Here is a 25,451-nt window from a genome sequence, read left to right as displayed (position 1 = left end):
CGGGCACAGATTATGAAAATTAACGGTAATGCCATTCGCCCTGGCAATATTATTGAGCACAAAGGCCGCCTGATGCGCGCCATGAAAACTCAACACACTCAACCGGGCAAAGGTGGAGCGTACCTCCAGGTAGAACTTAAAGATATCCGCGATGGTACCAAAATGAACGAGCGCTTTCGCGCCAGTGAAGATGTTGATCGTGTTCGCCTTGATCAGATCGAATATCAGTTTCTGTTCCGTGAAGACGACATGCTTACCTTCATGAACAATGAAACCTACGAGCAAATTTCTCTGCATGAAGACATGGTTGGCGAACCTGTTATCTTCCTTCAGGACGGCATGACCGTTTCTATTGAACTTTACGAAGAAGAACCAATCTCTGTCGTCCTGCCAGATACCGTTATCTGTGAAGTTGTCGAAGCTGATGCCGTTGTCAAAGGGCAAACAGCGTCCTCTTCTTATAAACCCGGCGTACTTGATAATGGTGCCCGTATTTTGGTTCCACCACATATCGCAGCTGGCACACGCATTGTTGTTAACACTGCCGACGGCAGTTATGTGGAACGCGCCAAAGACTAATCCTTTATAAAGATTAATCGTTTACACAGGGGGGACTGAGACAGGCCCCTCTTAATACACGGCCCTAGAGCTAGGCCTCCTGAACACGGAAAGTAATTTCGATGGTATATCGCTCCCCCCGTATTACGGTTATGATCCGCGCCGCTGAAAAAGCTGCCCGTAGCCTGAAACGCGATTTTGGTGAAGTAGAAAACCTACAGGTTTCAAAAAAAGGACCTGCTGATTTTGTATCAACAGCAGACCTTAAAGCCGAGAAAATCCTAAAAGAGGAGCTGAAAAAAGCCCGTCCTGAATTTGGATTTCTGACTGAAGAAGCCGGGGAAGAAAAAGGCGAAAGTAAAGACGAACGGTGGATCATTGATCCCCTGGATGGAACAACAAACTTCTTACACGGTTTGCCGCACTTTGCCATTTCCATTGCCCTGGAAGTTCGCGATGAAATTGTCGCCGCTGTTGTCTATGATCCGATCAAGGATGAAATGTACACAGCCGAAAAAGGCAATGGCGCCTACCTGAATGATCGCCGCCTGCGCGTTTCTGGTCGTGTCAGCCTGGATAGCACTATCATTGCCACTGGCACACCATTCCTTGGTCGCGGTGACAGGGGACCATTCCTTCGGGAAATTAATGCTGTCATGGCACAGACCGCAGGCATTCGCAGATGGGGCGCAGCTGCGCTGGATCTGGCATACGTTGCTGCTGGTCGCTATGACGCTTTCTGGGAAAGAGACCTCTCTGCCTGGGATGTTGCTGCTGGCTTGCTGCTTGTAAAAGAAGCTGGTGGATCAGTCACAGAAATAGATGGTCGGGCCTTCAAGCTCAAAAGCCAAAGCATTCTCTGCGCAAATATTGATCTGCATCCCAAGATGGTTAAATTGTTCAAAGAGTCCGGTAAATACTAGCTTTCCGCTCTTACAACATCTCAGTTTTGACTATTTTACAAAGGCTCATCATGGATGAGCCTTTGTTTCTTTTAGCCTTCCCTATTGTCGTATCCCTCTATGAGCATTAAGCTACGGACAAAGATTCACATTTGGGAATCATCCTGGGGGATGGAAATTGTTCAAGCCTATGAGCTATATGCATAAAAATAGACACCAAAATCGCTCAACGATGTTACAGGCTAGCTGTGCCACGCTCGCACTTCTATGTAGTACATCAACCGTATTTGCACAGAACACAACGATCATAGGCGGGTCTGGCAGTTCTGGCGTTTATGTTAATGAACAGCTAATCGGATCAGTACCAGCCTATTCCAACGGATATTCTTATGGAGCACAACCGGTCCCAGCAGGCTATCCCGGTGCAGGTAGCAATCAATATCTAAGCAGACCCGGAAACCTACTTTTTCCACCTGCAAGTTTCCCCCATAGCCAAGTGACTATAAATAACTTCGCAGATTTTCAAGGGTCTGGATATAACCAAAATCCCTACTCGGCGCAGGGAAATGCCCAAGCTTATAATGCCTATAATTCTTGGCAACAACGCTATGGTCAAAATCCCTATGCACAGGGCGGCTACCCACAACAACCTGGCCAAGCGACAGGATCCAGCCTTTATAATCCTTATGGGCAACCATTGGTTCCCTTGTCACAGGTATCCAGTTCACATGTCGCAAGTACAGGGCAACAACCACAGTATCCATCACAGGTTCCAGCCTTTTCGCCACAGTCCCAATTGTTGGTTCCACCCCCCAATGGTGGAAACCGTGTTGTACAAAACGCACCGGCTGTAAAGAGAACACCATCACAGGCACCTGTGACACAAACAGCGTCTGTCGCACCAGCGCCAGAACCGACAACCGAACCAATTAGTCAGGCATCGGACAATCAGGCGCCCGTTACTCAAGCTGAGGCACCTCGGTCCATAATTCCACCGGCGCCTGTTGTAGAAGAGACACAGCCAACCGATCTTGAGCCAGTTGCAACACCACAAGCTGTTGTTCCAAAGCCATCGAAAGTCGAAGAAACTGTCGAAACAACCACTGCTACTTCTGCTACAGAAGAAGGCACGACATTCTCCGCCCCTGCCCCAACTGTAACAACACCGACACCATCGGTTACGGCACCTGCGCCAAAGATTGAAACAGTGACAGCAGAACCTGTATTGGCCCCGCCACCGGTACCGGAACCATCCGAGACAATTTCTGAGACAGCAATTCCATCGGCCCCAACAATTGCGGAAACGACCCTGACGGAAAGTACTGAGACCTTAGCTCCGCCGCCGCCACCAACAGAGACAGAAGCAACGTCATCTCCTACAGGTTTGTTACCCACTGATGAAACAGCTGCTATTACATCCCCAGACGAACTTGGGCCTATTCAACTTTTGTTTGAGCCAAGTGATGCTGACCTCAGCTCTGAAGCTAAAGCGCAATTGAACACCCTCGCAGATCAACTTTTGGCCGACGATAGCAAAGTTGTACAGCTGTTAGCCTATGCAGGTGACAACGAAAGCAATGCCCAGGCTCGTCGGATCTCACTCTCGCGCGCGCTCACGGTGAGAGGAGTTCTTATGGAAAGGGGCATTCCGAGTACAAGAATGCATGTCCGTGCCTTGGGAAATAAAGCTAAAAATGGCAATCCGGACCGGGTAGAAATCATCCCAATTCAGAACTAATTCTTTGACCGACTCTCTGTCACGGGAAATAGCTGTCTTAGTTTTGCCTAATAAAAGCTGTAGCCTGCAGAAGAGTTTCTAAACACCAGAGGGCGCTTAACGCATGAAACGGCCAACACGCTACCTTATCCGAATGGGGATTTTCTTAGGGATAGTTAGTCTCGCTGTTGCAGCACTTGCACCAAGTCTTCACGAAGCTTTCATGGCCAATGCGGTTATGAACGGTATGATTCTAGGCGTTCTTTTTCTGGGAATTATATACATCTTCAGACAGGTCCTATCACTTAACCCAGAACTGGCTTGGCTCGAACATCTTAAACGTGAAACCGAAGGCGGTCTGGTCTTTGCTGGCTCTATGAATGAAGTCAGAGAGCCAAGACTTCTTGGCCCCATGGCAACGATGATCGGTGAAAAGAAAGGCAAACTAAGTCTTTCCACGCTTTCCATGCGGACCCTTCTTGATGGCATTCAAAGCCGTATAGAAGAAAGCCATGATATTTCCAGGTACTTGATTGGCCTGCTGATTTTCCTGGGCCTTCTGGGTACTTTTTGGGGGTTGTTAGAAACAGTCAATGCTGTCGGCGATACCATCGCTGGCCTTAGCACAACAGCCGATGATCCCTCTTCCATGTTTGATGAATTGAAATCCGGCTTGGCCACGCCGTTATCCGGCATGGGGACAGCCTTTAGTTCGTCGTTGTTTGGACTTGCCGGATCACTTGTACTCGGCTTTTTGGAACTACAGGCCGGACAGGCCCATAACCGTTTCCTGAACCATCTGGAAGAATGGCTGTCTGGTATAACCAAACTGTCCAGTGGTGGCCCGGGTGCCGAGGGCGATCAATCCGTTCCTGCCTACATATCAGCTTTGCTGGAACAGACTGCTGAAAGCCTTGAAAAGTTAGAGAGAACGATGTCTCGGGACGAGGAAGAGCGGGTACGAGCAAACCAGTCCCTGGTCACCCTAACAGAGCGCATGTCGACACTAACCGATCATATGCGTGCAGAACAAAGTGTCATGCTCAGCATTGCAGAGACACAGGCACAGCTAAAACCAATACTGAGCCAGTTGGCGCAAAAACAATCAAGCTCTGCAAATTCAGGCATTGACGAAGCGTCTAAAGGACATCTGCGAAGTATGGACCTGCGCCTTGAACAGCTGGCGGGTGACATAACCAATGGCAGAGAAAGTTCTGTACAGGAAATCAGGAGCGAAATACGACTGTTAACACGCACATTGGCAGCTATGGCAGAAGGGGAATAACCCCGTATGTTTTCGGCAAGTCGCAGAAGCAGCAAAAGATCAATTAACATCTGGCCTGGTTTCGTCGACGCCTTGGCAACACTGTTGCTTGTAATCATTTTTGTTCTCATGGTCTTTATGGTTGCCCAGTTCACCCTCAGCAATGCGCTAAGCGGTAAAGACAAAGCGCTGTCGAACCTGAACAGAGAAATTAGCGAGCTTGCCGAATTACTTTCGTTGGAGAAGTCAGCGAATACCAGATTACGTTCCAGCGTTACACAGCTTACGACCGAATTACAAAGTTCCATATCCTCACGCGACAGCCTTGCCAATCAGCTCGCTGCTCTTTCCGAAGACAAGGAAAATCTGGAAGGTGAATTACTGTCAGTCAGTAAGGAACTCAAGGATCTTGTAGGTGCACAAGCGCTCTTACAAGACAACCATGATCAACTAGAAAGCGACAAACAAAAGCTTCTGGATGATAAAAAGAGTCTTGAAGAGCAGCTATCCGCATTGGAACAAGCAGCAGCTAAATTATCCGCAGAATCCGCCAAGGTGAATGCTGAACTGGAAGACGCTTATAAAGTAATTGAAGCTGATAAAGAGAAGGTCGAAACCCAGCTCGCGGAAATCGCCTTACTTAAAGAGCTCCGTGATAATCTGACGGAAAAGCTCGCAACTGCTGAAACTGATATCTCTGGTCAAAAAGCACTCACAGAAGAAGCCCAAACAGAAGTTGTATTGCTAAACCAGCAAATTGCTGCGCTTCGCAAACAGCTCTCGGATATATCAGCTACACTGGAAATCACCGAAGCCATCAACGCAGCACAGGAAACCCAGATTATCGACCTTGGCAAGCGGCTTAACGTTGCCCTGGCAACCAAAGTGCAACAGCTGGCAAGGTACAGATCTGAATTCTTTGGCAAGCTTCGTGAAGTTCTGGGAAACCGACAGGATATCCGGATTGTAGGAGATCGTTTTGTCTTTCAATCCGAAGTTCTTTTTTCCAGCGGTTCAGCAACGCTGGAGGCTGGCGGACAGGAACAGTTAGGGCAATTGGCAAACACTCTCAAAGAGCTTTCAGCCAATATTCCCGATGATATCGACTGGATTCTACGGGTAGACGGCCACACTGATGTACAGCCAATCTCTACGGCTGAATTCCCATCAAATTGGGAACTTTCGACAGCAAGAGCCATATCAGTGGTCAAATTCCTGATCACTCAGGGCATACCGGCGTCCAGACTGGCCGCGACAGGCTTTGGCCAATTCCAGCCCCTGGATAGCAGCCGTGATGAAATAGCCTTTAGACGTAACCGCCGTATCGAACTCAAGCTGACACAACGCTAAAAGGCTATTAAGAAAAGTCACCCCTTAATAACCTTTTGGCGGAGAATCCCCTAAAGTCACAAGAACATTTTCCACAGCAAGAAAACGCGTCTGGAAAAAGGAAAGCTTAGCTTGCGGCCTGAACCGTTAACTCAGCGTCCATATCCTGACCGAACTGCAGCTCTGCCAAACGCGCATAGAGACCGTCCTGCTTAACCAATTCAGCGTGCGTCCCACTTGCCACTATTCGCCCCTCGTCCATGACCAGGATACGATCGGCCTTTAGAACAGTCGCCAAGCGGTGCGCAATCATCAATGTCGTCCGCCCTTCCAAAAGATTATCCAAAGCTTTTTGAACAGCCACTTCACTTTGAGAATCCAAAGCAGAAGTCGCTTCATCAAGAAGTAAAATTTCGGGATCCCTCAAAATCGCACGGGCAATAGCAAGACGCTGTCTCTGTCCACCAGAGAGACGCACACCCTTTTCGCCGAGATAGGTGTCATACCCTTCCGGTAGCTTCTCCAGAAAATCATGTGCTGAGGCAGCTTTGGCAGCATTGACGATCTCTTCATGACTGGCATCCGGACGGCCATAGCGGATATTCTCGTAAGCCGTGGCCGAAAACACCACAGGTTCTTGTGAAACCAAACCAATGTGCTTGCGCATTTCAACGGGGTCAAAGTCAGGAAGATCAACACCATCAATCTTCACAACACCCTGTTGCACATCATAGTAGCGGAGTAATAGTTGAAAGACAGTGGTCTTTCCGGCGCCGGACGGGCCTACGATGGCCACCTTCTCCCCTGCCTTAATATCCGCCGTGAAACCAGTCATCGCCGACTGCGTCGGCCGGGATGGATAATTAAAGCTTACATTGGAGAAAGAAACAGCCCCTTTGATTTTCTCAGGCAACGGTACTGGTGTTTCCGGTGCAGCGATATCTGTTTCAAGGGCCAAAAGACTTAACAATCTCTCAGTTGCCCCTGCTGCGCGCTGTAAATCACCAATAACTTCGCTAAAGGCCCCAAGAGAGCCCGCAACCACAATTGCATAGAAAACAAACGAAGACAGTTCCCCCGCTGTTATACGTCCGGCCAGAACATCACGACCGCCAACCCAGAGTATCGCGCTGATAGAACCAAAAACCAGAACAATGACGATCGCCGTCAGCAGGGCGCGAAACCGGATTCGGGTTACTGCTGTCGAAAAAGCATCCTCAACACGACTAGAAAAATACTGACGATCAAGATCTTCATGACTAAAGGCCTGTACGGTGCGAATCGCCCCGATTGTCTCGTCCGCATAGACACCAACGTCTGCAATTCGATCCTGACTGTCTTTGCTCAACGCACGCACTTTACGCCCGAAGAATAGAATCGGGATCAAAACGAATGGAATAACAAGCGCGACAAACCCCGTTAATTTTGGTGATGTAATAATAAGAAGAACCAATCCCCCAAAAAACATCAGTAAATTACGAAGAGCGATGGAAAAGGATGATCCAACGACAACCTGTAAAAGCGTTGTATCCGTTGTCAGTCTGGAAAGAACCTCTCCACTTCGAGTGACTTCGAAAAAGGCAGGCGACATTTTAATGATGTGCCCGAATACGGCTGAACGGATATCGGCAACCACCCGCTCGCCAATCCACGAAACCAGGAAATAACGAGAATAGCTGGCCAATGCCAAAAGCACTGTGACACCGAACAAAACAAAGACCGCTTGATCAAGAAGTCCACTATTACCACTGGAAAATCCCTGATCAATGAGGGCTCTAAGCCCTCTACCAAGACCAAGAACTGTTCCTGCGGCAATGACAAGCGCAAGCATCGCGCCACAGACCTGAAGCTTGTACGGGCGGACAAATTGCCATAGCAGCAATAGGTGCTTTAACTCTTTGCTTTTAGGCGCATCTTCTTTCGATGTGACAGCTAAATTCTTTTCACTGTTGCGGCTCATACCTGTCTTTCCTGCACAAGGACTCCATTTCTGGTGCCCATAAAAATAATAACTTACCTAATAACGGAATTGACCTTTGTACTCCAGTATGAGAAACCACAATTTATTAACGGCTTCAATGCGACCCTATGCCTCTGACAGGTAATTTTTCACGATTCGTGGAATTAACTTGCCTCTTGGCACAGGTTCGGTTAAATAGCCCCCGCTTCCTAAGGGGATACGGACTATGAAAAAAGATATTCATCCAGAATACCACACCATCAAAGTTGTTATGACTGATGGCAGTGAATTCGAAACACGCTCTACATGGGGCAAAGAAGGCGATGTAATGCGTCTTGATATTGACCCTAAGAGTCATCCAGCTTGGACTGGCGAGCACCGCTTGGTTGATACCGGCGGACAGGTTGCCAAGTTCAACAAGCGTTTTGCAGCTTTTGGCATCAAGAACTAAGCCAAACTGTTTAAATGTTAAAAAAGGTTCCGTTTTACGGAGCCTTTTTTTTTGCTCGATCCGCCCGATCCAACTGAGAATCCAAACGGGCCACACGCATGTACAGCTGATGGCTTCGCCCCATTAGGTCGACCATTCGCGGATCTGCACCATCAGGCAATTTGTCTGACGGCTCGCAGACACCTTGACCGGATATGCGATTGTCTGGTTTTCTGGCTTCATCCAGAGAAACCTCGCCATTCAGAACTGCCCGTTGCATCAAAAGCCAGGCCACGACCTGTGTTAAACGCGTTGTAAGACGCATACTTTCACAACAAATCTGTAATCTGTCTTCTGGTTTTAACCATGGATGACGGTTACTGGCTCTGTTTGCCAGATAATCTCTTGCCTCTTTTGTCAGAGACAATGCCTCCTGATAAGTCGAATCCAGATACGTAACCATAAACAGCCTGATTATCACCGCCCTGATAAACACAGATACATGCAGAGTTTTTTACAATCTAGCACAAGGGCCTTAACAAATTCTTGGCCTGTAAAATCAATTCCATACTCTATTTGACCTAGATTCGATAAAACATTCCCCCGGCCAGACCTCCAAATATTCAACAATAGCTTTGAGAATAAAGTATCTCTTTTCAAACCATGTATTTTTTTGAGGGATATATCTTGAAAATAATTATATCCACACTTAACTCAAATACTACAAGAAGTGCCAATAGGGCTTCTTAGTATTCGCTGGCCTGACCATGAAGGTAGGCTAACTGTTAAGCTTGTTGCTCAAAGGGAGAACACGCAATGCACCATCGTGACCTTACACCATTACTACGCGCCACTGTCGGTTTTGACCGCATGATGAACATGCTCGATGCATCAGCCAGACCTGATACTGCATCTTCCAGCTATCCCCCCTATAATATAGAGAAAATAGCAGAGCATGATTATCGCATAACAATGGCTATTGCTGGGTTTGCTCAAGACGAACTCGAAATCACAATCAAAGAAAACTCTCTTCATGTTTCCGGTAAAAAAGAACGTGATAAAGACGAACAAGTTACCTACTTGCACAGAGGGATCGCCAATAGATCTTTCGAGAAGAGCTTTGATTTAGCTGATCATATAAAAGTAACCGGGGCGACCCTTGAAAACGGGTTACTTGTCATTGAACTGGCACGCGAAATTCCAGAATCAAAAAAGCCAAGAACAATCCCAATTTCAAATGGGACATCCAAAGAACCTGAGCTAATAGATCAAAAATAATTCATAGCCTAGAAATGCCAAAGGCCGAGCTTAATTCCATAAGCTCGGCCTTTGTTTTTTTTGGCAATATATCTAACAGACATTACGATCTATGTCGTTTGGTCTGTTTGTCCACCCTGTCAACTTGCCTTTGTTATGCAAGAGGTTATGAAGACTCGAGCCTCTCGTCAAGACCTTGTTTTGTTTTTTGACATTTTTACGACAAAGTTTGCCTTTTTTCAGACGCTATTTTTTATTTAGATGAGTAATTATTTAAATAATATCAAAGTATTAAACAAAAAAATCCGCCGGTAAAAAACCGGCGGCAAGTCAACAGGGAGGCATCAAAAAAAAGACAACTAGTAATAAAAAAACTAAAAAACCTTTTTTGACATTACAAGATTACAAGAAATGAACTAAAAAATAGTTAACAAACTAAATCTTGTTCTTACACTTAAAGATTTAAGATCTATTTTTTGGTTTTCAAGAGGTAAAATTAAAGGGAAATACAATAAAACAAATCTCTTGTTTATTGTATTTCCCCGGATAGAGAATAAATAATGATAATAATGACTTGCTAAATTATTGCGCCATCCAGCCACCATCTACAGAATAAGGGGCGCCAGTCATTTGATTAGCAGCATCACTACATAGAAAAGCTGCAAGTTTTCCGATTTGTTCAGGCGTAGAAAAATCCTGTGATGGTGTTTTTTCCGAAACAAGAGCCCGTTTTTCATCCTCAAAAGTTCGCCCACTCTCTTTTGCTCTTGCCTCAATTTGAGCACGAACCAAATCCGTTAGAACCCACCCCGGGCAAATGGCATTTACAGTAATACCATTTGTGGCCACTTCTAACGCAACGGCTTTTGTTAGGCCGACCACGCCGTGTTTTGCTGCAACATAGGCAGATTTATTCGGCGATGCGGTTAGACCATGCGCTGAAGCGACATTGATAATACGCCCCCACCCCTTGTCTTTCATAAATGGTAATGCCGCCTTGATTGAATGAAAGGCAGACGAAAGATTAATTGCAATGACAGAATCCCAACGATCTTCGGGGAATTCATCCACAGGTGAGACATGCTGAATGCCGGCATTATTCACTAGAATATCAACATTCCCAAGTTTCTTTTGGGCTTCAGATATCATTCCGACAATCTCACTTGGCTGGCTCATGTCCGCGCTTGAATAAGTAACTTTTACGCCGTACTCAGTAGCAATTTTTTTCTCCAGATCCGCAATTTCTGATCGATCCCCAAAACCGTTCAGCATAATATCAGCTCCTTCTGCGGCCAAGCATTCCGCAATGCCCTTGCCAATACCGCTGGTCGATCCTGTTATAACCGCCACTTTCCCTTTAAGGCCCGGCATATTTATTTCTCCTGTATCGTAAAAACTGATGATAACTACTTGGGTAAGACGTTCACATAGTATGCGATCAACAGAGTGACTGTTACAACAGATAGAATCGTAGAAGACAGAACGACAGACGCCGCCCTTGCCGTAAAGACACCATATTGCTGCGCCAAGATAAAAACGTTCACTCCAGTCGGTTGCGCCGCCAGGATAACGGCAACAGCAGCCCACATCGGGGGAACATCAATCACGTTGAAAACAAGGATCGCGACAACACAGGGATAGATAATTGTTTTCAAGATCACGATCAAAAAGCTTTGCCGTAAATCGCCTGCTAATTTGAACTCTGTCAGGGACACACCTAAGGAGAAAAGGGCACAGGGTACGACTGCTCCACCTAGCAAAGCAGTAAAACGATCTAACACAGAAACAAATTCAAAGTCTGAAAGCTGATAAATTCCCCCTGCAATCAACCCAAGAATAATAGGGTTGCTCCAAATCGCTTTTGCCAAAGAAAGTAAAATGGTTTTAGCCCCTTTCCCGCCATCCCCTTCTCGCGACAGATCATATTCAGTCAACATCGACGTCAGAGCCATAAGTATCGGGGCCTGAAAAGCGATCAGCATCGTCAATGGCACCATGCCCTCATCACCGAAAGCTGAATACACCAAAGGAAACCCAAGTAACAAAAGATTGCCATAAGTCGCCCCCATGGCCATCACAGCAGCTTCTTTTAAGCCGTGCCCATAAAAAAGGCGCCCTAAAACGGCACTGATTATAAAAATTGAAAGAGAGACACTATAAAAGGTACCGATCAGCGAGAAATCAATGTCTGATGACAAGTTTCCCTGGGCCATTGTCCGAAATAAAAGAGCCGGAATAGCCATATAGTACACAAAAAAAGACACCCCTTTTAAGGCAGAAGACGAAACCCATAATCTTTTACCTGCCATATATCCCAACAGGATAATTGCAAAGACTGGTAGCACAATTTCCAAACTGATGAACAAAATCCCCCCCCGTCACTGGCGTTATTACCCAAGCACAGCAAACTCTCTAGCAGCTGAAATCAGGCTTTGAACAAGCCATCCAGCCCCTTGCGATGTTTCTCTTTTCGATCAATTTCAGCCTGTGCCCGAACAATCTCGCCTTCTAATGCAGCAATGTATTCTCGTAGTTCATCCAACCCCATAGGCTCCAGATCCTTTAGCTGTGGCTTGCCTTTTCTTGGTTCAAGATCATCAATATCCATGTCATCCCCTATCTTACGCCTATAACTCTCACCCACTGGCAATCGTCTTTCCAACATATTAGACTGAAGCGCGAAAAGAGAAACAACCGATTATATAACTGACAGGGTTAATCCGTGGCACAACATACTATTCCCCAAATAATGACCGCAATCGAGATAAAGGAATATGGAGATGCAGACCAACTGGCACCTGTACAACGCCCCGTTCCTGATCCAGCGCAAGACGAAGTCCTTATTAAAGTTAGCTATGCCGGTGTAAATCGTCCAGACGTCATTCAACGCAAAGGGCTTTATCCACCTCCCCCCGGAGAATCCGATATCCTAGGACTTGAGATTTCAGGAACAATCGTCAAAATGGGGTCTCAAACCACCGGATATGCAATAGGGGATCAGGTTCTTGCGCTTGTCGGTGGCGGGGGATATGCCGAATATTGTACCGCCCCGGTTGGGCAGTGTTTGCCTATTCCTAAAACTCTCTCTCTAAAAGAAGCCGCAGCACTTCCAGAAACCTATTTTACGGTCTGGAGTAATGTTTTTGATCGATGTGAGTTGAAACTCGGCGAAACGATTCTGATCCACGGGGGAACATCAGGTATCGGCACAACAGCCATTCAACTGGCAAAAGCTTTTGGTGCAAACGTTATTACCACAGCCGGAAGTGATGAAAAGTGCAACGCCTGTCTTGAACTTGGAGCCGACCTGGCAATCAATTACAAATCTCAGGATTTTGTTGAAGAATCTAAAAAATTCACAGAAGGAAAGGGAGTTGATGTTGTTCTCGACATGGTCGGCGGCGACTATATTCAGCGTGATCTTTCCTGCTTGGGCACTGATGGCCGCCTTTGCTTTATTGCCTTTCTTTCAGGATCACAGGCCAACGTAAACTTCATGCCAGTAATGCTAAAACGCCTGAAGATTACCGGGTCCACTCTTCGTGCGCGTTCCAGAGCATTCAAAGCACAAATAAGCCAAAACCTGAAAGAAAGAGTCTGGCCGCTCATTGAAGATGGGAAGCTTGGACCATTAATATATAAGACCCTGCCCCTGAACGAAGCGGCAGATGCTCATAAATTAATGGAATCATCCAAACATATTGGAAAAATCGTTTTAAAACTTGAAAAATAGCCCCAAAGCCAGCTAATTAACAAAAAAAACACCTCGGTCCTTTATTTACTGCTTGGCCTCGCGGTATATTCGGGGTAAGCCACCCGTTGGATACGTATTACCGTAGCCGAAGGACCATTAGCCGACGGCACGATTAGGAGAACCAATGTCTCAACCACTAATGCCAAAAGCGACCGCCGTTTGGTTGGTCGAGAACACATCGCTCACCTTTGAGCAGATTGCTGAATTCTGTCAACTTCACACGCTGGAAGTGCAAGGAATTGCCGATGGTGAAGTCGCTGTAGGTATTCGGGGAATGGACCCCATTGCAAATTCTCAGATCACGCGCGCGGAATTGGAACGCTGCGAAAAGGATTCTTCAAAATCCCTGCGTTTTTATCAGCAGGATGATTTGCCGCAACCATCCAAACGAACAAAGGGTCCACGTTACACCCCGATTGCAAAACGTCAGGACAAGCCAGACGGGATTGCATGGTTGGTTCGTCATCATCCTGAACTTACGGACAACCATGTTTCAAAGCTGATTGGGACAACAAAGAAAACCATTCAAGCGATCCGGGACAGATCTCACTGGAACATCAGCAACATTCGTCCCCGTGATCCTGTATTGCTTGGCCTTTGTAAACAGGTTGATTTGAACGCGACAATCGACAAAGCGATCAAAGAAGCAGAAAAAGCAGGCCGCATCATTCCAAAGCCAGAGCCATTGGAAGAAGAAGTTGTCGAAGCACCAGTGAAAGAAGAAGTACCGGAAGATCCGTACGAAGCCTTTACAAAAGCTTTCAAGACCACAGATTAATCTGCAAACGATTTTAAAAAAGGCCTCTTATCCAAGAGGCCTTTTTTTGATGCTAATACAAACAAATCATTGATCACAAAATGCGTAAGCTTTACGTGTTTCCATACCCAATGCTTTGAAGTGCTACTCTGATTTCATCCAGAATAACCGGGTCATCTATTGTTGCCGGAACTTTAAAATCTTCGCTATCGGCAATTTTTCGCATTGTCGCGCGCAGGATTTTACCTGACCGCGTCTTGGGCAAGCGCCCGACAACAACGGCGAGTTTGAAGGCCGCAACTGGCCCGATATCATGTCTGACTTTCTGCACAACCTCTGCAACGACATCACTATGGGATTTTTGCGCACCTGCTTTTAAGACCATAAAGCCTAATGGCAGCTGCCCTTTGAGCTTATCTGCAACACCAATAACGGCACACTCCGCAACATCCTCATGTGCTGCGAGTACCTCTTCCATGGCGCCGGTTGATAAACGGTGCCCCGCGACATTAATGATATCATCCGTCCGGGACATAACGTAGATATAGCCATTTTCATCTTTATAGCCCGCATCCCCTGTTTCATAGTAACCCGGAAAGCCAGTTAGATAGGCTTGGCGATGCCGTTCCTTGGCATTCCAAAGCGTAGAAAAGGTACCAGGCGGCAATGGAAGCTTGCAAACAATTGCCCCGATATCTCCGGCAGGCATTTCACTATGATCATCAGCATCAAGAATGCGTACATCCCACCCCGGAACGGATCGTGCTGGTGACCCTGCTACAATTGGTAGCTCCTCAATTCCCAAACAGTTTGACGCAATCGGCCACCCCGTTTCCGTTTGCCACCAATGATCAATGACGGGGACTTTTAATTTATCAAGTGCCCAGTTCAATGTATCAGGGTCACATCGCTCTCCGGCCAAGAATAATGTTCTAAAGCAAGACAAATCATATTTATCCAGATAACTTGCATCGGGATCCTGTTGCCTGATTGCCCGAAAGGCTGTGGGCGCGGTAAAGAGAACAGAAACATTGTGTTCAGAAATAACGCGCCAAAAAGCACCCGGATCGGGTGTCCCAACGGGTTTTCCCTCGTACATGACCGAAGTTGCACCATAGATCAACGGCCCATAGACAATATAGGAATGCCCGACAACCCAGCCGACATCAGATGCGCCCCAAAAGACTTCACCCGGCTCGACATTATATATATTCTTCATCGACCAATGCAGGGCAACGGCATGTCCACCGTTATCACGAACAATTCCTTTGGGTTGCCCCGTTGTCCCCGACGTATAAAGAATATAAAGAGGATCAGTCGCAGCGACCGGAACACAATCCACAGCTGATGCCTGTCCCTCTATCTCTGCCCAATCAACATCACGCTCCGCTGTCATAGAGGCTTCTATCTGCGGACGTTGCCAGATAACACAATGATCCGGTTTGTGGGTTGAGAGATCTATCGCCTCATCAAGTAAAGGCTTATAGGGAATAACCTTACTCACTTCTATGCCGCAAGAAGCAGAAACAATTACCTTGGGACTACAGTCGTCAATTCGTGTTGCTAACTCGTTAGCTGCAAATCCGCCAAACACGACGGAATGCACGGCACCAAGCCGAGCACAGGCCAGCATAGCGACGGCGGCTTCCGGTATCATCGGCATGTAGATAATAACCCGATCGCCCTTGGCAACACCCAATTGAGCCAGAGAGCCTGCAAATTTGGCGACGCGCTTTAACAGATCAGAATAGGTAATGTTTTCTTTTGTATCAGTTACGGGGCTATCGTAGATCAAGGCAGTCTGTTCACCACGCCCCTGTTCTACGTGCCGATCAAGTGCGTTATAACAGGTATTTAATTCCCCCCCGCTGAACCACCTATAAAATGGCGCATCTGAACCATCCAGCACTTTGGTATATGGTTTATACCAATCAATTTCCGATGCAGCTTCAGCCCAAAATATTTCCGGTTTTGCTAAAGAACGCGCCTGCACGTCATCAAATAAACCCATGATGTTGTCCCAACATGATTATATATTTTTTATCCAGCCTCCCCGACCGGTCAGGATAGCTTGCTGCATATTGCCCAGAGGATCAAATTTCCCAATAAGCAGAAGCCCACTTTTAGATAATTATTTTACAAAACCTTTAATTGTTTTACAAAATGCTCACAAACAGGATAACAAAAAAAACACCCGCCCGGAACAAACCGAACGAGTGTTTTTGATCTATCTAAATGCAAGCATCAGGTATGCAATATACCCAGGCATTTTCTAGGGGGTTTTAGTGGGGATCACTTAACATTTGCATTTCGTCTTTAACGCGAAGCTTTTGCTTTTTAAGTGACATCAATAGGGATTCATCGGGATGGGGGCGCATACTCTCCTGATCAATAGCGCTCTCTAAAGTACCGTGTTTTGTACGCAAGGACTCGATGCGTTCGGCAGTGGCCATATTCGTCTCCCTTTAATACTAAGTTTCAATTGCTACCAATCACACTTAATGTCGCGAATCATGACTTCAAATACTTTTCTCAAGAATCGTTATTGCACCGGAAATTCTAATGAAAAATCTCCGTTCCAATACCTGAAAAATTGTTAGGAAGTACTGATCGTGTTTGAAATGGCAAAACCAAGACAGCAGGCCCATTATTAGGCTTAACGATATGGGATATTTCCAAAGCGTCCCAACCGCAATTATCTTGTATTTTTCGTACCAACCCAAACCCACAACATTGTTGAGAAGACAGCGTGCATATATGCTAGACCTGTCAGACGAACTTGCCAAGGGTCTGACAACATATATTTCATTTTTTTATCATATTTATGAAAGATAATTACCTATGACCAAGAAGAGAATTATTGTCGGAATAAGCGGTGCAAGTGGTGTCACCTATGGCATTCGCCTGTTGGAAATTTTACGTCCTACTGACATTGAAACTCATCTGATCATGAGTAATTCTGCTGAAATCACATTGACTTACGAAAGTAACCTCAAAGTTTCAGATGTTAAAAACCTTGCTGATGTAAGCCATAATGTCAAAGACATCGCCGCCTGCCTTTCCAGCGGCTCTTACCGGACTCTCGGCATGGTCATTGCCCCTTGTTCCATTAGAACCATGTCAGAGATATCAAGCGGTGTTACCTCGAGTCTCTTGACTCGCTCAGCAGATGTAATTCTAAAAGAACGTCGAAAACTGGTTTTAATGGTTCGGGAAACCCCGCTTCATACCGGACACCTACGAACAATGGTTAACCTTTCAGAACTGGGGGCGATCATTGCCCCCCCTGTCCCGGCTTTTTATGCCAAGCCGAATAATCTGAACGAAATGGTAGATTATAGTTTGGGCAGAATTCTTGATCTGTTTGATATAGAAATACCCGGCATGAACCGTTGGGATGAAAACAGTAAAAAACGGCCAGCACATTAAGTCTTCTGGCATCACCAGACTTGCTTACACTCTCACAAAATACATGGGTGTCAGCACTTAATGTCAGGCTGTTACTTCTGTATAAAAAATCGCTGTGAGCTTTACCGGATTTACCGATCGAAAAGAGCTGATTTATTCAAACAACCAAACGGCTTCCAAGGGTGGTAATTCGGGAAAACCGCCGCGGACAATTGCAGCTAAATCGGCGCAATCCGCTGTTCCAATGGCATCAACTTCACATAGTTCCAAATAGAGAACCATGTTTTTTGCTGCCATTTCAGACGAAGGTAGCAACGCAGGTCGCAAGGTCATATGCAAGTGCATGAAGTTCTGTTGTAAAGCTTCAGCCCATAATTCCGAGTCCTTAACAAGACTGCGTAATCCTTCTGTGTGACGAAACCCATTAATTGTTTCTGATTTCATCCATGTTCGAATATCACGCAATGGCTGGATCACATGGTCTCGCCACTTTTCTATGCCAGATATCAAACCGGACAGCTCTTTCGTGTTCAGTTGCTTCCCACAGAACCCGGCCCAGCAACAAAAAAGCAATAGATTGACGTCCAGATCATATTTTTCCTGTAAAACCAGACAGGCAGGGGCAACCCCTTGTTGTCCATAGACATCAAGAGAGAAGTTCCAAAAAGGGTTTATCGGCAACTGGCTTTGATCAAACATCTTCACCACAGCTTATAGCGTACTGTGAATAAAGAACAAACTATCGAATCGTCATTGTCTGCTGTCAAAATGACGCTATGCAATAAAACAAATCAGTCTCTTCTTGCCACTTCCGGCGCGATAGAAATAAAACTTACACAAAACCTATGTTTATTTTTAAAGTCAGAGTATAAGTAGTTCCTTCTGGTTAATGTGAGTTCAAGAGACCCCGACACGTGGAAAATTCAACAGGCAGTAGTAGAAAAGAGCTAATCGAAGAACTTGAAAGGCTTAAACAGGAACATCGAGACATGGATGATGTTATCGCCCGCCTGCAAGAACACGCCCCATTTGATCAATTACAGCTCGTAAGATTGAAAAAGAAAAAGCTTAACCTCAAAGACAGCATGAACAGAATTGAAAGTCAGCTGTTACCCGATATCATAGCCTAAAGCATTACGCTCTCAACAAATCTCAAAACATAAGCTAATTTTATTCGATGCCTAAGAAGCGTCCGTTTCTCCTGAAACTTCTTGCTTGGCCTTTTTCTGCTCGTACATTGCCATATCCGCCGCTTTGAGAGCTGCGTCCGCATCTCCCCCCTGGAAGCTGTGAACACCATGGGATACATGAACATTCACCGAATTCCCCTCGTAATCAAAGGGCGTCTTGGCAACTTCGCCAGATAAAAACTGTGCCTTTTCAGCGGCAATATCCGGTGGCGCTTGCAGTAAAATCACCCCAAACTCATCGCCGCCCAATCGTCCAACGATATCTGATGAACGTACATTCCTGAGCAGAGTAGAGGCCACATGCTTTATTGCTTCATCCCCCGCTTCATGGCCCAAGCCGTCGTTAATCTCTTTCATGCCATTCACATCAATGTAAATAACACTTCCGGGAACTTCATAGCGTTCGCTATAAGCCATCATTCGATCAAGTTCCCGAACGAAAGCACGGCGATTGAGAACGGGCGTTAAAACATCCTGATCTGCAAGCTTCTCAAGATAATCGACCCTTTTCTTTGCCTGATCTAGCTCTTGCCGAACGTCTTGCACCTCTTTCATCAGCTTTTCGATCGCGGCCCGAACTTTTGGCGTGAACTCAGCTTCGGGGATACCCCCAATTGAGGCGACATCTACAGGTGCTGTCGCATCGGACACTTCGTCGACTTTTTTTGCAGGCTTTACAGTCGGTGCGGCTGAAACACGCCCGACACTGCTCACAGAGCCAGTTCCACCGGTTGGTCTTTGGACCTTCATTCTACAAGCAATCCCTTTGCTTTATTTTCATTCCGGCTTCCTGCCAGAACATCAATTATTTTAAAGTCATCTCACCAAACAAGAAGACATAAAAATAAATACTTTATGGACTTTATATAGAATCATTTTACATAACGTTACTAAAAAACAGCCTCTCACAACAATTCGCAGTCAAAACTTAGTGTTCTCTTTACTTGCCTTCTTTTATCACACGTCTTAATAATGCGCTCCGATACACAGCAAAACCAGGATAAAGCAATGTCCGAGAAGTCTCCGCAAGTTGGTATAATCATGGGTAGTCAGTCTGATTGGCCTACGATGAAGCATGCGGCCGAAACCCTCGAAGCCCTAGGCATATCTTACGAGAAACGTATTGTATCCGCTCACAGAACGCCGGATCGCCTGGTCGAATACGCGACAACAGCACGCGATAGGGGCTTGAATATTATCATTGCTGGGGCAGGTGGCGCTGCTCATTTACCAGGTATGGCAGCTGCCATGACCCCCTTACCTGTATTTGGCGTTCCCATCGAAAGCAAAAGTCTAAAGGGACAAGACAGCCTGCTTTCTATTGTTCAGATGCCGGGTGGCGTTCCCGTCGGGACACTGGCGATTGGCAAGGCCGGTGCGATTAATGCCGCCCTCTTGTCCGGTTCAGTACTGGCGCTACAAGATGAAAACATTGCGAAAGCTCTAGATAGTTGGCGTCAAAAACAAAGTAATGCTGTCGCGATTGAACCAGTTGATATCCTATAGTTAAAACATCTATTATTCGGCAACGTTTTACGGACATCCGTGGAGACAACGATTATGAGCAAATCGCTTTCAGCCCCCCTCGCCCCAGGTTCGATTATTGGTATCCTAGGTGGCGGACAACTTGGACGAATGGCTGCCTCTGCAGCTGCTGAGTTAGGCTATCATTGCCATATCTATTGCCCCGAAGCAGATAGTCCCGCTAGCGAAGTCTCCAGGTTTACGACAACCGCAGCTTATGACGATGAAAAGGCGCTTGCTGCGTTTGCAGAACACGTTGATGTCGTTACCTATGAATTTGAAAACGTTCCGGCAAAAACAGCCGCGTTCCTGATTGATCGTGTCCCTGTAAATCCAGGGCCAAACGTACTGCATATTTGCCAAAACAGATTACGCGAAAAAGACTTCTGTAACTCTATCAACGTTCCGACAACACGGTATATGGAGGTTACAAATCCGGGGTCGCTTGACCGTGTTGTCAGGGATATGGGGCGTCCGTGTATTCTGAAAACCACAGAAATGGGTTACGATGGCAAAGGACAAACCTTTATTTCTGCAGAAACTGATTTAACGGATGCCTGGAATGCTGTTGCTCCAAACTTAGAACAGGCAGAACTTGTTGTCGAAGCCCTTGTAGATTTCCGCATGGAAATTTCGGTTATTGTCGCGCGAAGCATTCAGGGTGACTGCCAAGCATACATACCCGTAGAAAATCGCCACAAGAATCACATTCTGGATCAAACAATCGTACCCGCACGTATTTCTCAAAAAATCAGTGATCGTGCAGAGGCTCTCGCACGGCATATGGCCGAAGAGATGGAACTCGTCGGTATGATGGCCGTTGAAATGTTTGTCACAACAGACGATGAAATTCTGGTCAACGAAATGGCCCCTCGTCCACACAACTCCGGCCATTGGTCTATGGATGCCTGCGTTACATCCCAGTTTGAACAATTCATTCGTTCGATCGCAGGCGTAAATTTGGGTTCCGTTTTCCGCCATTCTGATGCGGTTATGACAAACCTGTTGGGTGATGACGTCGAAAAGTGGGAAGAGATACTCTCTGATCCAGCAACCAAGTTACATCTTTATGGCAAGGACGAAGCTAAACCCGGCAGGAAAATGGGGCACTTTACCCGTATAATACCGCGGAATTGATAGATACTGCATTTAAATGCGTATTATCCTGAGCAGAAAAGGCTTTGATGCCCAATATGGTGGTGGCCCAAGTCCTATTCTGCCCAATGGCAAAATGTTTTCTCTGCCGATCCCCCACCCCATGGGCCCCAAAACCTATCAAGATATTGCCTCCCCGATCGGACATCTCGGGGCTATCATTGATCAGCTAAAACACAAAAAAATTTCCCCAAATGACAGTACCCACTTGGACCCGGATATTTATCCCGACAGTCTTCCTCGCCATCCCGATTGGAACTGTTGTTTTGGACAATATGGCGCGGCTCAGCAACATTTAAGCAATCAAGGTGTTACTGTCGGGGATCTATTTCTATTCTTTGGTTGGTTCAGACGTGTCGATGAAAAGCTTCATCCCTTACCCAAAGAGCCAGATCTACACGTAATCTATGGCTGGTTACAAATTCAGGAAGTAATCAATATCGGCACCGATATTCATACGGCTGCAAAACACTATCCAGCCTATGCCGATCACCCTCATCTCACCCATTCTTTCGGGGTAAACAATACTCTCTATATCGCCAGAGATAATCTTAAAATCGGCACGCAGGAACTGAATATTCCAGGCGGCGGGATTTTCTCTCAAATAAATGACGATAGAATTTTGACGGCTGCTTGTTCTACACGATCTATCTGGCACTTACCTAAATGGTTTGCCGATCCGACACCGGCGCTCTCTTACCACCTGAAAACAGACAAGTGGGCAGCAACCCCCAAAGGCTGGAAAGTGAAATCAGCTCCTAAAGGCCAAGAGTTTGTCATCAATACACAAGGGCGTAATCAGTCAGCCAATCGCTGGCTCAAAAAATTATTTTGCGATCAAATTTCTGAATAAACCAAGAAAAAGTACGTAGTTTTTCTAAAGGTTCTTTTTGGCAAAAGGAGAACAGGTCTGAAATTTATTGGCCAACGCACTTATTTTGCCGATGGTTTTTCCTAATGTCCCCCCGATTTTGAGTACCTCGGCAATACGCCGATCAAGGAAGGCCCAGGTTTTTTCAAAATTTTCAGAACTATCATCTAACCAGAACAAAAGGGTCGAACTATAGACACCCGCTAGCAACAACCGCTTGCTATAGAAGTTATAGTCCGTGGACGTATCTCCCGCAGCCAACCACATGGCATCAACTGTGTCATATACGTTATGCATTCCCTCGCTTGCCTTTAGCGGCATTGTGAAAAAGCTCACGCCCTTGCGAATGGCTTCGCGATCCGGCGTCATCAGTTCCAGTTTGGTTCGCACAGCCAGGGTAATCCGATCACGCACTTTCATGTCCGCCAAACCGTTTTTTTCCAGCGTTTCCATCACCTTGTGATCAAGTTGCTGGTTATAAAACCGCAACACATCGGTAACACCCCTTGGAAAGAGAATGGAAATATCTTGTGAAGAAAGATCGCAACTGGCCCCAGCTTCTGTCAGAGCAGATTCACTCCACCCCTCGAAAGGAACAATAGATAACAGAGCTTTTAACAGCTGGGCTTTTTTTGCTTCGCTCATAGTACGACCCTCTAAACTTCCAGATTATATGGCTTTATTCATTAGGCTGTTGATACCCGATCTCTGACGAAAAAATAAGCGATTTAATATCCTTCATTCGTTCAGGGTAGAGAATACCATCCAAATGGTCATATTCATGCTGAACAACACGCGCATGAAATCCCGAGGCCTCACGCTCTATAAGCTTACCATCAAGCCCTGAACCACGATAGCGAATTGATCGATGGCGAGGCACTTTCCCCATCAATCCGGGAATAGACAGACAGCCTTCCCAACCTTCATCTATTTGATCACCAATAAAATCGATTTCCGGGTTCACCAGAACCGTCAAAGGCACCCCTACCTCACCCTCTAATGAAATCCCTAGCCGTTCCGCCTCTGCTTTGGCACGTTCTTCCGACACAAAGAAGGTAAAAATGCGTTTCGACTCGAAAACCTGTGGGGCAGCGATACCTGTACCACCAACCTCTTTCATGGTCTCAACCATGTTTTCGACCAGCGCGCGAATTTCCGGCATCGTCGGATCAGGAACAGGCGATGCAACCTGGCGTAAAACAGGATGCCCCATTTTTGATATCTTTAGTAAGGTCATGTTTATACTATGGAACTCTGCTTAGGCAGGGTCAAAACAAAACACCTGATTGTGGTTCAAATTATCACATTACGGCTCAAAGGCGCAGAAATATTGGGAAAAAGAATCTCGATACCTCTCTATTCTTTCCTTCACATTCGTAAAAGGCTGTGATAGGTACTGCCATGAACCTGCTGTGCCGTCGGTGCAGCGGATGTTCTTTATGTGTTCAACTCGGGTAACCGAGAAAACTCTGTCAGACCAATTATGGACTGACGTTAGAAAGGAGCTGATCGCCCGTGCAAGTACACGTTCGTGATAATAATGTTGATCAGGCTCTTCGCGCGCTTAAGAAAAAGCTGCAACGCGAAGGTGTCTTCCGTGAAATGAAGTTGCGTCGTCACTTCGAAAAACCATGTGAGCGCAGAAAGCGCGAGGGTGCCGAAGCAGTTCGTCGCTATCGCAAACTTCTTCGCAAGCGTATGGAACGTGAAGGCTATTAAAGTCTGGTCGGCGTTCGTTGAACGTCGCTTAAGGCGAGATATCTTCCTCTAGGAAGAAGGACGGGCTGCCCTCTAACTCAGACGGCGGCCCGTTTTGCGTCTAAAATAAATTCCGATATCTATCTACTCGGCAACCCGATCCTCACCTTAAGCATAAGCAATCACGATCTAAACAGCCCAGCTTTGAGCGTCAGGGTCCTGCCCAACCAGTGCTAGACCATAAGCCACAGATTCAAGTTGTTTCCCACTCGCCAATTTATCCTGACCGAACAACTTGGCAAAAAGCCCCTGCACAGCCGGAACATAAGATGTCCCCCCCGTCATAAAGACTTTATCAATTTGGGACAGTGGAATTTTGCTTTCGCGAAGCAGGCTATCGACCTTTTTCTCAATCACAGCCAGATCCTTTGCAATCCAGCTTTCAAAATCTTGCCGACAAATCCTTTTCTCAATCTTCTTGTCACTGAAGTGAACTGAGAAATCAGTTTCATCACGTTGAGTTAGAGCTATCTTTGCCTTGGAAATGGCATCATAAATATCCATGCTCCAATCATTATCCACCACATCAATAAAGGCTTCGATCATTTCCGGATGAACCGCCACTGATTTTAGTTCACGTAATTCGCGTAAAGTTGTTGGACTTTTCAGCACCCCAAGTTCGTGCCATTTGGAAAAACGATTATAAAAACTATTGGGCATATCCAGGATCTTACGATCCAAAGAATAATATCCGCTGCCTTTACCTAGTGAGGGCGAAACAACATGATCAATCAAACGACTATCAAATGTATCGCCGGCAATTCCAACACCTGCATAACCCAACGGTGTTGATCGCAGAGTTGAACCTGCACGCTCAAACTTGATGAGAGAGAAATCGCTTGTTCCACCGCCAAAATCAGCAACCAGAATAGTTGCTTCTTTCTCAATGTTTTTTGCGTAGTAATACGCAGCGCCGACAGGTTCGTAAACGTAACTTACATTTGAAAAACCAACACTTTTATAGGCAGCATCATAACGCTCGCGCGCCAGATCTTCGTCCGGGGAATGCCCGGCATAAACAATCGGGCGTCCCGCAATAACCGTGGTCTTATCTTCTGGGATTTGATCTCCGGCGTCAGATACAAACTGCTTGAAGAAATCAGCCATAATATCTTGCAACGTGAAACGCTTGGAAAAGATCTGCGTTTCCTGAAACAGCTTACTGGCAATATGACTTTTGAAAGACTGTAGAAAACGGACTTCACCGCGGGCAGTTAGATATTGCTCCAGTGCCCAGGGGCCACCAGCCACATCCACGCGGGAGTTTTTAGCCGGACTATGCTTCTCGTAACAAAGCAGGCTACGATAAACATCATGCAGGATATCATCGTGCTTGAATTTTACAGACGTAACTGCTCCCTTTGGGTCAGCCAAAGCAATCACAGTATTCGTCGTGCCGAAATCGACACCAATTGAGACATTACTCATGGCTTCATCCTCGTCTTTATACAGGTTGATATAGATTGGAAAAAGGGGACCGGATACATGATCCTTTTCAAGCCGAGTATCAAGCAATAATTTGTAAAACCCTTGATACTTGCGATTTATTTTTTCGAAGTCCAGCTCATATTCGCCAAACAAAAAGGGCACCCGAAGATGCCCTTTTCCAATAGATCA

General features: G+C 46.2%; 27 protein-coding genes. 15 read left to right on the top strand and 12 right to left on the bottom strand.

Going from position 1 to position 25,451, the window contains the following annotated elements:
- Positions 1–12: 12 nt before the first annotated feature.
- The 5 genes from efp to WH95_RS13720 all read left to right on the top strand — a co-directional run bounded on the left by efp (position 13) and on the right by WH95_RS13720 (position 5,791).
- Positions 13–579 carry an elongation factor P gene (gene efp, locus WH95_RS13740; protein WP_046508240.1) on the top strand — a complete coding sequence of 189 codons (567 nt, stop codon included), beginning with the start codon at positions 13–15 and terminating at the stop codon, positions 577–579.
- A 101-nt stretch (positions 580–680) separates the two neighbouring features.
- Positions 681–1,481: an inositol monophosphatase family protein gene (locus WH95_RS13735; protein WP_046508239.1), complete on the top strand. Its 801-nt coding sequence runs from the start codon at positions 681–683 to the stop codon at positions 1,479–1,481.
- Between the two features lie 178 nt (positions 1,482–1,659).
- Complete coding sequence (locus WH95_RS13730; RefSeq protein ID WP_046508238.1) at positions 1,660–3,198, top strand: OmpA family protein; 1,539 nt, start codon at positions 1,660–1,662, stop codon at positions 3,196–3,198.
- A 103-nt stretch (positions 3,199–3,301) separates the two neighbouring features.
- A complete protein-coding gene (locus WH95_RS13725) occupies positions 3,302–4,462 on the top strand; it encodes a hypothetical protein (protein WP_046508237.1) in 1,161 nt (386 codons plus the stop codon).
- 6 nt (positions 4,463–4,468) lie between these two features.
- On the top strand, positions 4,469–5,791 hold the full coding sequence (locus WH95_RS13720; protein WP_046508236.1) for a peptidoglycan -binding protein: 1,323 nt from the start codon (positions 4,469–4,471) through the stop codon (positions 5,789–5,791).
- A 106-nt stretch (positions 5,792–5,897) separates the two neighbouring features.
- Here WH95_RS13720 and WH95_RS13715 read toward each other — a convergent pair whose 3' ends face one another.
- Positions 5,898–7,730 carry an ABC transporter transmembrane domain-containing protein gene (locus WH95_RS13715; RefSeq protein ID WP_046508234.1) on the bottom strand — a complete coding sequence of 611 codons (1,833 nt, stop codon included), beginning with the start codon at positions 7,728–7,730 and terminating at the stop codon, positions 5,898–5,900.
- Positions 7,731–7,956: 226 nt separating this feature from the next.
- On the opposite strand from WH95_RS13715, the gene rpmE reads away from it, so the two are divergent.
- A complete protein-coding gene (gene rpmE, locus WH95_RS13710) occupies positions 7,957–8,181 on the top strand; it encodes a 50S ribosomal protein L31 (protein ID WP_046508232.1) in 225 nt (74 codons plus the stop codon).
- A gap of 34 nt (positions 8,182–8,215) precedes the next feature.
- Here rpmE and WH95_RS13705 read toward each other — a convergent pair whose 3' ends face one another.
- Entirely contained in the window at positions 8,216–8,623 is a 408-nt protein-coding gene (locus WH95_RS13705) for a DUF1465 family protein (RefSeq protein WP_046508228.1), read from the bottom strand.
- A gap of 353 nt (positions 8,624–8,976) precedes the next feature.
- Here WH95_RS13705 and WH95_RS13700 point away from each other — a divergent pair, with 353 nt between their 5' ends.
- Positions 8,977–9,438, top strand: a complete 462-nt coding sequence (locus WH95_RS13700) for an Hsp20 family protein (protein WP_046508227.1) — start codon at positions 8,977–8,979, stop codon at positions 9,436–9,438.
- A gap of 561 nt (positions 9,439–9,999) precedes the next feature.
- Here the strand turns inward: WH95_RS13700 and WH95_RS13690 are convergent.
- Genes WH95_RS13690 through WH95_RS13680 form a run of 3 tightly spaced genes read right to left on the bottom strand, consistent with a single transcriptional unit; the run spans position 10,000 to position 12,025 of the window.
- Positions 10,000–10,788: a 3-hydroxybutyrate dehydrogenase gene (locus tag WH95_RS13690; RefSeq protein ID WP_046508223.1), complete on the bottom strand. Its 789-nt coding sequence runs from the start codon at positions 10,786–10,788 to the stop codon at positions 10,000–10,002.
- 35 nt (positions 10,789–10,823) lie between these two features.
- Positions 10,824–11,783, bottom strand: coding sequence for an AEC family transporter (locus tag WH95_RS13685; protein ID WP_046508222.1), 960 nt, complete (start codon positions 11,781–11,783; stop codon positions 10,824–10,826).
- A gap of 59 nt (positions 11,784–11,842) precedes the next feature.
- A complete protein-coding gene (locus WH95_RS13680) occupies positions 11,843–12,025 on the bottom strand; it encodes a DUF1192 domain-containing protein (protein WP_046508221.1) in 183 nt (60 codons plus the stop codon).
- Positions 12,026–12,166: 141 nt separating this feature from the next.
- Between WH95_RS13680 and WH95_RS13675 the strand changes: the two genes are divergently transcribed.
- Positions 12,167–13,150 carry an NAD(P)H-quinone oxidoreductase gene (locus WH95_RS13675; RefSeq protein WP_046508220.1) on the top strand — a complete coding sequence of 328 codons (984 nt, stop codon included), beginning with the start codon at positions 12,167–12,169 and terminating at the stop codon, positions 13,148–13,150.
- 145 nt (positions 13,151–13,295) lie between these two features.
- Positions 13,296–13,949 (top strand): DUF1013 domain-containing protein, encoded by a 654-nt coding sequence (locus tag WH95_RS13670; RefSeq protein ID WP_046508219.1) that lies wholly within the window; start codon positions 13,296–13,298, stop codon positions 13,947–13,949.
- 91 nt (positions 13,950–14,040) lie between these two features.
- On the opposite strand, the gene WH95_RS13665 is transcribed toward WH95_RS13670, so the two are convergent.
- Both WH95_RS13665 and WH95_RS21000 read right to left on the bottom strand, forming a co-directional pair.
- The gene (locus tag WH95_RS13665; protein WP_046508218.1) at positions 14,041–15,939 is read right to left on the bottom strand and encodes a propionyl-CoA synthetase; all 1,899 of its coding nucleotides are present in this window, start codon (positions 15,937–15,939) and stop codon (positions 14,041–14,043) included.
- 271 nt (positions 15,940–16,210) lie between these two features.
- Positions 16,211–16,381, bottom strand: a complete 171-nt coding sequence (locus tag WH95_RS21000; RefSeq protein ID WP_082114153.1) for a YdcH family protein — start codon at positions 16,379–16,381, stop codon at positions 16,211–16,213.
- A gap of 388 nt (positions 16,382–16,769) precedes the next feature.
- Between WH95_RS21000 and WH95_RS13660 the strand changes: the two genes are divergently transcribed.
- Entirely contained in the window at positions 16,770–17,357 is a 588-nt protein-coding gene (locus WH95_RS13660; RefSeq protein WP_046508217.1) for a UbiX family flavin prenyltransferase, read from the top strand.
- Between the two features lie 132 nt (positions 17,358–17,489).
- Here WH95_RS13660 and WH95_RS13655 read toward each other — a convergent pair whose 3' ends face one another.
- Positions 17,490–18,035, bottom strand: coding sequence for a TIGR02444 family protein (locus WH95_RS13655; protein WP_052742027.1), 546 nt, complete (start codon positions 18,033–18,035; stop codon positions 17,490–17,492).
- Positions 18,036–18,250: 215 nt separating this feature from the next.
- On the opposite strand from WH95_RS13655, the gene WH95_RS13650 reads away from it, so the two are divergent.
- The gene (locus tag WH95_RS13650) at positions 18,251–18,466 is read left to right on the top strand and encodes a YdcH family protein (protein ID WP_046508216.1); all 216 of its coding nucleotides are present in this window, start codon (positions 18,251–18,253) and stop codon (positions 18,464–18,466) included.
- 51 nt (positions 18,467–18,517) lie between these two features.
- On the opposite strand, the gene WH95_RS13645 is transcribed toward WH95_RS13650, so the two are convergent.
- On the bottom strand, positions 18,518–19,276 hold the full coding sequence (locus tag WH95_RS13645; protein ID WP_046508215.1) for a GGDEF domain-containing protein: 759 nt from the start codon (positions 19,274–19,276) through the stop codon (positions 18,518–18,520).
- 258 nt (positions 19,277–19,534) lie between these two features.
- On the opposite strand from WH95_RS13645, the gene purE reads away from it, so the two are divergent.
- The 3 genes from purE to WH95_RS13630 are packed head-to-tail and all read left to right on the top strand — an operon-like array spanning position 19,535 to position 22,058.
- Positions 19,535–20,032, top strand: a complete 498-nt coding sequence (gene purE, locus WH95_RS13640) for a 5-(carboxyamino)imidazole ribonucleotide mutase (protein WP_046508214.1) — start codon at positions 19,535–19,537, stop codon at positions 20,030–20,032.
- 54 nt (positions 20,033–20,086) lie between these two features.
- The gene (locus tag WH95_RS13635) at positions 20,087–21,187 is read left to right on the top strand and encodes a 5-(carboxyamino)imidazole ribonucleotide synthase (RefSeq protein WP_046508213.1); all 1,101 of its coding nucleotides are present in this window, start codon (positions 20,087–20,089) and stop codon (positions 21,185–21,187) included.
- A 16-nt stretch (positions 21,188–21,203) separates the two neighbouring features.
- Complete coding sequence (locus WH95_RS13630; protein WP_046508212.1) at positions 21,204–22,058, top strand: Nmad3 family putative nucleotide modification protein; 855 nt, start codon at positions 21,204–21,206, stop codon at positions 22,056–22,058.
- Between the two features lie 24 nt (positions 22,059–22,082).
- On the opposite strand, the gene WH95_RS13625 is transcribed toward WH95_RS13630, so the two are convergent.
- Entirely contained in the window at positions 22,083–22,721 is a 639-nt protein-coding gene (locus WH95_RS13625; RefSeq protein WP_046508211.1) for a COQ9 family protein, read from the bottom strand.
- 34 nt (positions 22,722–22,755) lie between these two features.
- Positions 22,756–23,313: a peptide deformylase gene (locus WH95_RS13620; protein ID WP_046508210.1), complete on the bottom strand. Its 558-nt coding sequence runs from the start codon at positions 23,311–23,313 to the stop codon at positions 22,756–22,758.
- A gap of 278 nt (positions 23,314–23,591) precedes the next feature.
- Here WH95_RS13620 and rpsU point away from each other — a divergent pair, with 278 nt between their 5' ends.
- On the top strand, positions 23,592–23,795 hold the full coding sequence (gene rpsU / locus WH95_RS13615) for a 30S ribosomal protein S21 (RefSeq protein ID WP_046508209.1): 204 nt from the start codon (positions 23,592–23,594) through the stop codon (positions 23,793–23,795).
- Between the two features lie 168 nt (positions 23,796–23,963).
- Here rpsU and WH95_RS13610 read toward each other — a convergent pair whose 3' ends face one another.
- Entirely contained in the window at positions 23,964–25,424 is a 1,461-nt protein-coding gene (locus tag WH95_RS13610) for an Hsp70 family protein (protein ID WP_052742026.1), read from the bottom strand.
- Positions 25,425–25,451 lie beyond the last annotated feature (27 nt).

Origin of the sequence: Kiloniella litopenaei, assembly GCF_000982415.1 — a bacterium.
In the GTDB taxonomy this organism is placed as follows: domain Bacteria; phylum Pseudomonadota; class Alphaproteobacteria; order Kiloniellales; family Kiloniellaceae; genus Kiloniella; species Kiloniella litopenaei.
Note: the sequence above shows the minus strand (reverse complement) of the source record. Positions and strands in the feature narration are given on the sequence as shown.